The 11,986-nt window shown below is 58.0% G+C and carries 7 protein-coding genes; all 7 read left to right on the plus strand.

Annotated elements, in window-relative coordinates; all coding sequences use genetic code 11:
- Positions 1-195: 195 nt before the first annotated feature.
- The 7 genes from B0G57_RS26585 (at position 196) to B0G57_RS26615 (ending at position 11,922) form a co-directional block, all read left to right on the plus strand.
- Positions 196-1,113, plus strand: a complete 918-nt coding sequence (locus tag B0G57_RS26585) for a LysR family transcriptional regulator (protein ID WP_018441857.1) — start codon at positions 196-198, stop codon at positions 1,111-1,113.
- Positions 1,114-1,727: 614 nt separating this feature from the next.
- Positions 1,728-3,137 (plus strand): MFS transporter, encoded by a 1,410-nt coding sequence (locus B0G57_RS26590; RefSeq protein ID WP_018441856.1) that lies wholly within the window; start codon positions 1,728-1,730, stop codon positions 3,135-3,137.
- Between the two features lie 306 nt (positions 3,138-3,443).
- Positions 3,444-5,033 (plus strand): carboxylesterase/lipase family protein, encoded by a 1,590-nt coding sequence (locus tag B0G57_RS26595; RefSeq protein WP_018441855.1) that lies wholly within the window; start codon positions 3,444-3,446, stop codon positions 5,031-5,033.
- A gap of 341 nt (positions 5,034-5,374) precedes the next feature.
- A complete protein-coding gene (locus B0G57_RS26600) occupies positions 5,375-7,054 on the plus strand; it encodes a carboxylesterase/lipase family protein (protein ID WP_102607239.1) in 1,680 nt (559 codons plus the stop codon).
- Between the two features lie 878 nt (positions 7,055-7,932).
- Positions 7,933-9,111 (plus strand): porin, encoded by a 1,179-nt coding sequence (locus tag B0G57_RS26605; protein ID WP_018441853.1) that lies wholly within the window; start codon positions 7,933-7,935, stop codon positions 9,109-9,111.
- Between the two features lie 295 nt (positions 9,112-9,406).
- Entirely contained in the window at positions 9,407-10,609 is a 1,203-nt protein-coding gene (gene pcaF / locus B0G57_RS26610) for a 3-oxoadipyl-CoA thiolase (protein WP_026229884.1), read from the plus strand.
- Positions 10,610-11,025: 416 nt separating this feature from the next.
- Complete coding sequence (locus B0G57_RS26615; RefSeq protein WP_018441851.1) at positions 11,026-11,922, plus strand: HTH-type transcriptional regulator ArgP; 897 nt, start codon at positions 11,026-11,028, stop codon at positions 11,920-11,922.
- Positions 11,923-11,986: the final 64 nt, after the last annotated feature.

Genomic DNA, 11,986 nt, shown 5'->3' on the forward strand with positions numbered 1-11,986 from the left:
TTGGCGAATGTCCGTGCCCAGAGGCCCGTGCTGACGGTATCGCAGACGTGGCGTCATCAACGCAGTCGCCGTATCTGTCACGCCAGCGTTGATCTCGGCCGCGAAAGCATAGTCCATTGACTATCACCAGCCCGACGTTCATCCAAGCCCCCAGTTGGCGGTGGCCAATGGCGATTAGATTTGGAGATACGCCTCATGGATAAGTTGCGCGCAATGGAAGCCTTCGTACAGGTCGTCGATGCGGGCGGCTTCACGCGAGCGGCAGACAATATGCGCCTCCCTAAGGCGAAGGTATCCACCGTCATTCGCGACCTTGAGGCGGCCTTGGGCGTCAAACTCCTCACTCGGACGACACGTCGGATGCACCTGACAACTGATGGTGCTGCCTACTATCAAACCTGCGTCCACATTCTCTCCGAGATTCGCGATGCCGAGGACGCGCTATTACAGAGCCACGCTAGCCCGAGCGGCCGCGTGCGTGTCGACGTACCGTCGTTCCTTGGGCGCCGGGTGCTTATCCCCGCGCTGCCGGAGTTTTTGGCGCGTTATCCGCGTATAAACATCGATGTTGGCCTAAGTGACCGCGAATTCGGCCTCCTCGAGGAGGGAGTGGACTGCGCTCTACGCGGAGGTGCGCAGCCCGACTCGACGTTGATTGCCAAACCGGTCGGCCTTCTGCGGTTCGTCATTTCTGCGGCGCCGTCATACCTGTCGGGGCGGGGACGACCCATGCACCCGCGGGACCTCATGAATCACGAGTGCGTCAACTACTTTTCCCCTCGGACGGGAAAGATATTTGAATGGGAATTTATGCGCAACGGGGAGCGCACTCGTATCGCGGTGCCGGGCAGGGTGGCCGTGAACGATACAGACGCCTATTTTGATGCCTGTCGAGCAGGCATGGGGATAGGTCATCTGCCGATGTACGGTGCAGCAGATTACATAGAGTCTGGTGAACTAGTGCCTCTTCTGGAGGACTGGACCGTGGTGCCCTCGCCGTTGTTTATCGTTTACCCGCAAAATCGCCACTTGTCGGCGAAGACGCGGACTTTCGTTGACTGGCTTTCCGAGCTGTATCGAGAACAAGACAGCCTTCGAAAGAACGATCCATGAATCATGCAAGGCCGTGCAGGGGGGCTTCGCGTGCTCGCTGTCGCAAGCGGCAGGGTGTGATATGTGGCGCGAACTGAGAGCTAATCTGCCTTCGCTTCGTTGCGCTGTAGGTCCTCAGACCCTCTAGCAAGAGCCACGGCGTATTGGCTCAATCCCGCACAGTGAGCGTCCAGCGAGGCGGCGGCCCCAAACGTGCGCCGAAATGGCGCAGTGCGCTGCTCTGTGTCCGCCGTTTTTCTTCCCGACGGACAGACCGGACGATCGCAGGCCGCCGCCTCGCGAGCGACGCCTTTCGCCGACCATCCGTCAAGCAATGGAGCTTTTAAAGCCTTGCAATAAACTACGATACGTTGCGTATCCTTCTACAACTCGCGGGGGGGCGGTGTCAATGCGGAAATGTGTCAATGCTAAGTGACAAACAACCGTCTACATTAGTGAATGAGACGAACCGATGAACCGTCTGTCCCGTCTCGATGGAGTGACGCGAGCGCAGCGTGCGAACCTGCTTCTAATGCAGCATGACTGCGCACTCGGACGCTGAACTCAGGAGACAGTCCGAACATAGAACGGTTCGGAAGCGTCTAGCCCACTTTCAAGGTAAAGGCATACATAAAATGAATCAGATTGACGTTCGCAAGGTGGCCGACGAGGCCAGATTCAACGGCTTCCACTTAGGTGTCTTGTGGTGGTGCGCGTTGGTTATCCTGGTCGATGGCTACGACTTGAACATGTCCGGCGTCGCTATGCCGTCCATCATGAAAGAGCTGGGTGTCAACGCAGCGACGGCCGGCCTCATGGCAAGCTCGGCGCTGGTTGGAATGATGATCGGTGCGGCTGTGCTCGGAGCTTTGGCAGATAAGATCGGTCGGCGAGCGGCACTGTCTATCGGTGTTTTTCTTTTCAGCGCATTTACAGCGCTCGCGGGACTGACTCACGAGCCGACCGCGTTCAGCGTGCTGCGCTTCGTCGCTGGGTTAGGGCTCGGTGGCGTGATGCCAGTTCTGACGGCGACGATGACCGAATGCGCGCCCAGAAGGATGCGCAGTCTGCTGCCCGCTATGCTTTCGTGCGGATTTGCGATCGGCGGAATCTTCGTCGCGTTGGTCGGCAAGCAGTTCCTCGTAGCCTACGGGTGGCAATCAGTCTTTTTCACTGCTGCAATCGCACTTGTCCTCATCCCTTGCATCTTGAAGTGGGTGCCGGAATCAATGCCCTACCTGCTGGCACGTGACGACAACGAACGTATTCGGCGCATCGTTTGCCGGATGGAGCCCAGTCTGAAACTGGAGGCGCAGGTGAAATTCGTGGTGCCTGCCCAGGATGCGGTCAAGGGTACGCCGCTAGTCAATCTGTTCCGGGAGGGGCGAGCAGTCAGCACGATCCTGCTTTGGTTCGCGTTTATCGCAGGCCTGTTCATGGTATATGCGCTCGGTACCTGGCTGACCAAGCTGATGGCTATCGCCGGATACAGCCTTGGCTCAGCATTGACGTTCACCATTGTCTTCAACGTTGGTGCCATTGCGGGTGTGCTTGTGGGAGGCTGGCTGGCCGATCGGCTCAACGTGAAATGGGTGCTTGCCGTAATGTGGGCCCTCGCTGCCGTGTCACTGGCCATGGTGGGCCAGCCAATGGGGAACGCGGCGCGGTTCGCCTTGGTTCTTCTCGTAGGAGCAACCGCTACCGGAACCTTTGGATTGGCATACGCTTACGCTGGTCAGTTCTATCCGATGTCGATTCGATCGACGGGCGTAGGTATGGCTTCTGGTATCGGGCGACTCGGCGCAATCGTAGCGCCGGTCATCATCGGTTTCCTGGTTTCCCTGCATTTGCCGCTTGAGCAAAACTTCCTAGCAATCGCAGCAGCAGGTGCGGTTGCGGCTCTCTCGATCGCATTCATTAACGATCGTCTTTCATCGGCGCAGTACTACGATCGGACAAAGCAGCAAGAGGACTCGCGCGTCGTGGCGCGACGCGCATCGCTTGATGGTGTCGTCGACGGACGCGGAGAACAAACTGCCCGCTAAGCGCCATTCGAAGCCGTCTATAAATCAAAATTCGTGTCGCCGCCAGAGCGGCGACCTGATGGCTTGTCTAAGAGGCGAAATAATCGCGGGAAGCATCTGCTTCCCGCGAATGCAAAGCGATTCAGAAGTTCAACTTCCCAGCAGTTAAGAACGACCGCCCAATGCGGTGGCCTATCGAATTGTCTTGGCAATTGATGGCGTGGGTGCGATAAGCCGCTATGCGATTTGGGTAGCAAATAAGAGGAGAGAGTTATGGGAAAGAAGTGCTATTGCAATTTAGTCGCGGCGACACGGCATCGGTCCCGCATGATCATGTTGTTTGCGCTGTCGTTGCTGATCGGTCTTGGCGGGATATCCTCGTTCGCGAGCAATAAGGACTTGTCCAGCCCCGCCGTTGGTCGCAGCCAGACGCCTCCGGTCGTGAAGGCGCCCAGCGGCACCTATATCGGCATCGCGACGGAAACCGGCCGGCGCTTCCTCGGCATTCGCTACGCGCAATCCCCGGTCGGCCCGCTGCGCTGGGCGGCTCCGCAGGCAGTGCATGAGGGACACACCCCATACAAGGCGCAAGAGTTCGGGTCGGTCTGCGTCCAGCCGGTCAACCGGCAAATCATCAATCCGCGTCGGGGCGAACCCATGAAGGGCAGCGAGGATTGCCTTTTCCTGAACGTCTATGGTCCAGCCCGCACGGCGGACCCGCGCCCGGTGATGGTTTGGATCCATGGCGGCGCCTTCGTCAACGGTGCGGGCAGCGATTACGATCCGCACATCCTGGCGGAAAAGCAGAATGTGATCGTCGTCACGATCAACTACCGACTCGGCGCTCTCGGGTTCCTGTCGCATCCGGCGTTGGGCGCGGAGTCGGGTGGCTATGGGCTGCTCGACCAGCAGGCGGCGTTGAGATGGGTGCGACGGAACATCGCTTCGTTCGGCGGAGACCCGGCGCGTGTGACGATCTTCGGTGAGTCCGCCGGCGGCGTCAGCGTGTGCGCGCTGCTCCGCTCGCCCGGCGCTAAAGGGCTCTTCTCGCGCGCCATCATCGAGAGTGGGCCGTGTGTCGCATTCGATCGAAAACTGGCCGATCAGAAAGGCATCGCTTATGCCAAGGCAGCATCATGTCCAGAAAATGGTCCGGCCGCGATCGCCTGCCTGCGCCGCCTCGATGCAGTGTCGGCAGGCTCGACCTCAGGCATGACCGAAGTCGGAGTCGGCGGCACGCCGTGGACTTTGGTACAGGGAACGGCGGTGCTGCCAGGTACGGGGGCCATGCTCGATGCGGGCCAGTTCAGCCGTGTGCCGGTGCTGAACGGTTCTAACCTCGATGAAGGACGCTTGTTCGCGCTCGGGGGACTTGGCCGTCTGCACAATGAGGCTGACTATCTCCATGACCTCAAGGTCCAGCATGGCGAGCGCGGGGCCAAGATCGCCGCGTTCTATCCGGTCAGCGGCTATCCTTCGGTTGCTCTGGCCTTTTCCGCCTATCTGACCGACTGGCTGTTCGCCTGTCCCGCGCTGTCCGCGAACACCGCGATGTCGCGCTACACCCCGGTCTATGCCTATGAGTTCCGCGATCGCAATGCGCCAACTGGCCTCCAAGCACCCGCAGAGTTAGGAACGCTGGGCGCATTCCACAGCGCAGAGGTTCAATATGTCTTCCAGACGCCGGACCAGTTAGGACCTGCGAGGTTCACGCCCGAACAGCAGCGCGTCGCCGATCGTATACAACAGGCATGGGCGACGTTCGCGCGCGACGGGGTTCCGACGATTTCGGGTGAACCGGCCTGGGTGCCGGTGAGCGCGGGCAATCCGGCGATCCGCAACCTCGGCACTTCAGGTATGACCTATGTTGCCGACTTCGCCCCGCACCATCACTGTGACTTCTGGGCCAGATGGTAACAGCGGCAGCATGTGCCCGAAGCAATTCACTATTAGCTCGGAATCGGCCGGGTCTCCGGCCGATCACCGCCAAGATCAGTCATTCCGATCCGAGATTCCGGTTCCCGAGAGAATAAACGCGGGAAGCATCTGCTTCCCGCGAATGCACGGCATATTCACGAAGTTTGACCTCGCAGCAGTTAAGAACGACCTCCCAATGGGGGGCTATCGAATTGTCTTGGCAATTGATGGCATGGGCGCGATAAGCCGCTGTGCGGTTTGGTTAGCAAATAAGAGGGGAAGTTATGGGAAAGAGGTGGTATTGCAATTTAGTCGCGGCGACACGGCGCCGGTCCCACGTGATGATGGCGTTTGCGCTGTCGTTGCTGATTGGTCTTGGCGGAATATCCTCGTTCGCGAGCACTAAGGGCTTGTCCAGCGACGGTCCCGTCATCCATACCGCGAGTGGGGCGGTGCGAGGTGTGACGCGTGATGGAATCAATATGTTCCTTGGCATTCCTTATGCGTCGCCACCCGTTGGAGATCTTCGCTGGCGCCCGCCCCAGCCGGCCAAGCCGTGGTCGGGAGTACGTGCGGCGACGCACTTTGCTAGCACATGCGCGCAGGCGACCCAATTCGGCGTATTCGCAGGGCCGGTTAGCACGAGTGAAGACTGCCTCTACCTAAACGTTTTTGTCGCAAAGGGCGCGCCTAAGAACGCTAAAAGGCCTGTTATCGTTTGGTTACATGGTGGTGCGAATCTATCGGGTGAATCGGACGACTATGATGCGTCAAAGCTGGCGACCGGCGGCCCTGACGGCGTCGAGACCGTCGTGGTGACTATCAACTATCGATTGGGAGTCCTGGGACTATTTTCGAACCCTGCGATCAACAGCGAGGGGCATCCGTGGGGTAACTACACCATACTCGACCAGCAGGCGGCACTGCGCTGGGTGCAGCAAAACATCGCCGCCTTTGGCGGTGACCCGACCAAGGTCGCGATCGCCGGTCAATCAGCGGGCGCAGTGAACATCGGTGTTCACATGCTCTCGCCATTGAGCAAGGGACTGTTCAGTCGAGCCATTTCGCAGAGTTCCCCGGGTTTCACAGCTTGGTATCTTCCGCGGACGATTCAAGACCAATTGAGCGCGAACTTTACGAAGCAAGCGGGCTGTCCGGAGTCAGGTGAGGAATCGGCCAAGTGTCTCCGAAACCTGTCGGTGGCTCGAATCCTCCAGATCGAAGGAACGCCGAAGTCGTTCAACATGGTCGTCAGCCCAAGTCCATTTGTCGACGGGACGATCTTGCCCTCATCACCCGAGCAAGCGTGGCAAGCTGGCAACTTCAACAAGGTTCCTTTGCTTGGTGGCTCGACTAAGGACGAGTACATGTTCTTCACTGGGGCTGCCGAGTACTTCACGGGTCCCCCGCAATCTTCGCTGACTGCAAAAGAGTATGCAGCAAAGACGGCAGGAGGCCAGCCATGCGATTTTTGTAACTTCGAGTTCAGTTTTAGAAGTGACGCCGCAGCGCAATATCCGCTGTCTTCGTATGGCGATGATCCTATGATGGCCATGGATCGAATCGAATCGGATCCGATCAAGTGCCGTGAGCTGCACGTGCTGAACATGATTTCGAAGCGCGTCCCGACTTATGCGTACGATTTTTCCTATCGGAATGCACCATACTACTATCCCAAGATGTCGGGATATAGACCATTGGCCGCGCATACCATCGACATTCAGTTCCTCTTCCCGAAGTGGCATGGTGGCCCGTTGGGGGTGAACTTGGATCAGGAAACTGGGCAGCCGCGCGAGCTCAACGCACAAGAGACTAAACTGTCGGACGAAATGGTTGCTGAGTGGACAAATTTCGCGGACACAGGGAACCCGAACGGGAAGGGCGATGCGCCGTGGCCTCGATTTACTGGTGGTGATGACGCCAAGTATTTCGTTCAGGACATTCCGACTTCACTTGAATCCGTGGCTGAATTCAGGAAGCAATATCAGTGCGATTTCTGGGATCCGAGAATTAAGTATTGATGTTCGTGAAGGCGGCCTGTCAAGGCGGGCTGCCTTGGAGGCGTCTGGGGACGACGGAGCTCGGCTCCTCCATCACGTGGGTGGTACGGACCGCGGCGGACATGGGGACGCAAGTCACAGCAACGAATCCACCATTTCTGCCGCGGAATCTCGTTCGCCATGGTCGGATTGAGTTCGCGTGCGATCGATATCTTGTATTTTGTTCCTTGATTGATGTGCATCGAGCCTGGGTAATGCCGCTGGCCGGCAAGATGCAGCTACCAGTAGTAGGCCCCCGTTCTCTGGGTTCGACGGTCTCGACTGTGCTCGAGGACCTCTGTCCTTCTGCCGTTCTGCGCAGGTTTTGCGTACCGCTCGACCGGTCGTTCCCTTTTTCTCGGTTTGTGTTTGGAAGCGATGGGCGTCCATCCTGGACCAAAACGGGCACAGCGCGGAAAGATACGATACGGGGCGTATTGTTTGCCATACGCTTATCCAGACGTCAATGGGGGGCTGTTCCGATGTGCAAACGACTTGGTTTAGCTAAATTAACAACAGTATCTTTCGGAATGGCTTGCCTGATGAATTGTTGAAACCACCGAATGGTTGGCTCAGTTGCTTTTCAAAAGGCATCTCGTTGTCCGATCACGTGTGCGCGAGGTGAGGAAGCGTTGATCGTCATTTCGAGTGCGGTCTTCGATCACTGCGATCGGCCCCGCAATGCTCCTGTGGTGCGGCCCCACATCCCCGGTCGACCTATGGAGAATCGAGCTAGGGTTGCATGTCCGCTTTGCGACGAACGTGTATTGGTGCCGTGGCGAGTTTTGTTAGATGGAGCGGGTTTGTCTGCTGGTGTACGTTTTTAATAATACTATTTATGCGCAAGGCGGTCGGAGAACATGATGAAGGGTAGCTTTTTAATCCCAGCGGTGGCATTTTTTGCTGCGACGCAGGTATACGCGCAAAGCAGTGTAACGATCTATGGCCGTCTCGATAACGGCATACAATATGAGACCGGTTACCCGAAGGGGAAGTCTTTTTCGGCGTCGACCGGGAATTATGGCGAATCATGGCTGGGGTTGAAGGGGCAAGAGGACCTCGGTGGAGGCACTCAGGTATTTTTCAAACTTGAGAGCGGGTTATTGTTGCAAAACGGTAGCGTCGATAATGGCAACCTCTTCAGCCGGAATGCGACTGTGGGTGTGAGTAACGACAAGTACGGGTCGTTCCGCGTTGGTAATCTGGGCGCGTACGAAAACATGATCTGGCTGTGGTTCCTAGACCCACAACTGATGGAAAAGTATGCCGTGCAGACGCTTGTTCGTGGCCGCGACTGGAGTCGCACCGGCAACGGGTTCGAATATACGTCCCCGACGTTTGGCGGTCTGTTCTTCAGCGGCCAATATGATGTCACGAATTCCACGTCATGGAACGCGGGTACGCCTGGGAGCGGTCCGGGTCAGCTCGGTGGCGCGCAAGGGAGGTCTGATTCGCTGAGGGTGCAATACGAGGGTCATAACATCCTGCTTCAGACGATGTATGACGAAATCCGCGACCCTCAAGGCAAATTTAGTAACGTGTACGTTCATTCGCGTTCGTTTTCTGTCGGTGGTGCGTTCACATTTGGTCCAGTCAAGATCAGCACGGGATACCAGCATCTGAGTGCCCCGGATGCGAGTAACCAGTCAGTTTTTGGAACTGCAAGTGCGCCGGCACTCCCGGGAGGCGTAACCGTTCCCACAGCCGCTGACCAAGAATGGATTGGGGCTAGCTGGCAAGCTACACCGTTTACTAGTATCCAGAGCGCTGTCTATCACGCGAATGCAAACCATGGGAATGGTAACGCGACGATGTATACGCTTACCGGCTCTTATTCGTTGTCGAAGCGAACGCTCTTATACACCGAACTCGCATATGTCCATAATAGTTCGACGTCCAATATAGGATTGAACAATGGATATAGCGATCCGTATGGCCCGAATGTGAACAACGATCCGGTTAACGGGGGGGCTAGAACGAGTCCGAACTACGGGCATGGTCAATTCGGTGCATTTGCCGGGATCTTCTCGACGTTCTAAGAGCCAATCGAACGCAACGTGAAGCGGAATGGGGAGAGGGTGAGCGAGCGAGATTCCGTTCAATCGTCTGGAACCACATCGTCGAGTCGGAGTGATCGGCGGTGTGGTTTTTTTGGTTCGTTGCACGTCTGAAATCTAGTATTGCTACATGTGGGCGATGCTTTGAGTTCATGCGCAGTCGAGTTGCCGAGAGCTATGAATTTCAGCGCAAGCCGCTCCGCACAACGGCATGGACGCCGTATTCGCCAATTTGATTCGCGGTGCGCTGTGGACGCACTTATGTCAGGGAGCATTGATGGAAAACGCCTTCATTTGCGATGCAATTAGGACGCCTATTGGTCGTTATGGTGGTGCGCTAGCGGCGGTGCGAGCCGATGACCTCGGCGCAGTGCCGATCAAGGCGCTGATGGCGCGCAACGCGCAAGTAGATTGGAGCGCGATCGATGACGTGATCCTCGGCTGCGCAAACCAAGCGGGCGAAGACAACCGCAACGTCGCACGCATGGCAAGTTTGCTTGCCGGCTTACCTATCGGTGTGCCCGGGAGCACCGTCAATCGTTTGTGCGGCTCTGGGCTGGACGCGCTCGGTACAGCCGCAAGAGCGATCAAGAGCGGAGAGGCCGAACTGATGATCGCGGGCGGCGTCGAGAGCATGAGCCGCGCGCCGTTCGTCATGGGCAAGGCCGAGAGCGCATTTAGCCGGGCTGCCAAAATTGAAGACACGACGATTGGCTGGCGGTTCGTCAATCCGGCGATGCGCACCGTGTACGGTGTGGATTCGATGCCGGAAACCGCGGAGAACGTGGCGGCCGAATTCGGAATCAGCCGCGCAGATCAGGACGCATTTGCTTTGCGCAGTCAACAGCATGCGGCAGCAGCGCAACAAAACGGTCGCTTCGACGAAGAGATTGTTCCCGTCACGATCAGCCAGAAAAAGGGTGACCCGATCGTGGTCGCTAAAGACGAGCATTTGCGTGCCACGACGCTCGAAGCGCTGGCTAAGCTCAACGGCGTGGTGCGTCCCGACGGGACGGTGACTGCGGGCAATGCGTCGGGTGTTAATGATGGCTCGTGTGCGCTGTTGTTGGCGAACGAACGCACGGCGTCACGATACGGGTTGCAGGCTCGCGCGCGAGTCGTTGCCATGGCGACGGCGGGCGTTGCGCCACGCATTATGGGCGTTGGCCCCATCGACGCGGTGCGCAAAGTGTTACGTACCGCAGGGTTGAAGCTCGATCAGATGGACGTTATCGAATTGAACGAAGCGTTCGCCTCGCAGGCGCTGGCTGTCGCGCGAGCGCTCGACATTGCCGCGGATGATGAGCGCGTCAATCCGAACGGCGGGGCGATCGCGCTCGGTCATCCGCTCGGGGCCTCCGGAGCACGTTTGGCCACTACGGCGATGCTTGAGCTGGAACGTACGCGCGGCCGGTATGCGGTCTGTACTATGTGCATCGGGGTGGGGCAAGGCATTGCGGTGGTCCTTGAGCGCATTTAGTTCGCGGACGACTTCCGCCGCTCTGCGGTTATCCCTCCCGTCGGGCCCGCGCACTGTTCGCCCCGCTGTACGCGCTTTCTCCACGCGGGCCGGGGCCGTTCAGCTTGCAGACCTTCAACATTTCTTCTTTCCGCCGGTTGCGTCGAGTTTATAAGCGACCTACTGCAGGGCGCGAAATTTCAGGGGATGCACAGTCAAGCAATCCTGAACATTCACTGGGTCGCGATTACGAAGCTGTGACCGTCTTCGGCAAGCTCATCCATTGCTGGCCTGCGCCGACGTTTGCAGGATCCCTTCGACGGAATCGCAATCCAGTTTATGCAAGATAGAGACACTCCGGTACGCGCCTCCGCGTCTACGTTCGAGGGTGGCACTACGCGAGTTACCGCTGAAGAGCGATTTCTGAAGGGGGCAAGATGTTGAACATGCTGCAACTGGAGACGTTTGCCGCGGTGGTGGAGCATCGACATTTCACACGCGCTGCGGCTGCCCTGAATATTTCTCGTGGCGCGGCTTCGCGCCGGATCAAGGTCCTCGAGGAGTCTTTAGGAGCATTGCTTCTGAGTCGCGAGCCGCCGCTCACCCCTACAAAGGCAGGGGAAGACGTCCTGCGCTATTTCATGTCTGTACGACTGCTGCAGGACGCTCTACTTCGGCGCGTCATGCCAGGAAGCGCGCCCACCACGGCCCTTGCGCTTGCGGTCAATGCGGATTCGCTGGCAACGTGGTTTGGACCGGTCGCTCGGGAACTAGCGCATCGCCATGTAGCGCTTGAGGTTGTCGTTGACGACCAGGATCATACGCTCGACGCTCTCGCACGCGGCGACGTCAAGGGATGCCTGTCCACGCATCGGAAGTCTGTCGACGGTTTTCTGGCCGAACCGGTCGGCCAGATGCGCTATCAGTGTGTGGCGACACCCAAGTTCGCATCTGAGCATTTTGCCAACGGCATGACGCTAGCTGATGCGCTCAAGACTACCGCAGTCCTGTTTAACAGAAAGGACGCCCTGCATGACGCCTTTATGGAGTCGCGCTTCGGCGTGTCGGTGGGCAAGTACCTCAAGCATTATTTTCCATCACCGACTGCGCTGCTCGATGCGATACTGGATGACCTCGGATATGGCTTGGTGCCGGCGATGCAAGCTGAGCCATTGATCCATTCCGGCAGACTAGTGGCGCTCGCTCCCGGCCATGATGTGTTGATCGATCTGTACTGGCATCACTGGGAGTCGGAACCCGAGCCGCTGGCGAAGATCAGTGTGCTGGTCATGGATGCAGCGCGCCGAAGTCTGGATCAGACAGAAATCGTGTAAGTAAGTCACAGGTTCGCGTGATCCGAGGCAGCGCTGCTTTGCAAGCTGCCCAGCGCTTTGCTTT

The sequence above is a fragment of the Trinickia symbiotica genome, assembly GCF_002934455.1.
GTDB classification, from domain to species: domain Bacteria; phylum Pseudomonadota; class Gammaproteobacteria; order Burkholderiales; family Burkholderiaceae; genus Trinickia; species Trinickia symbiotica.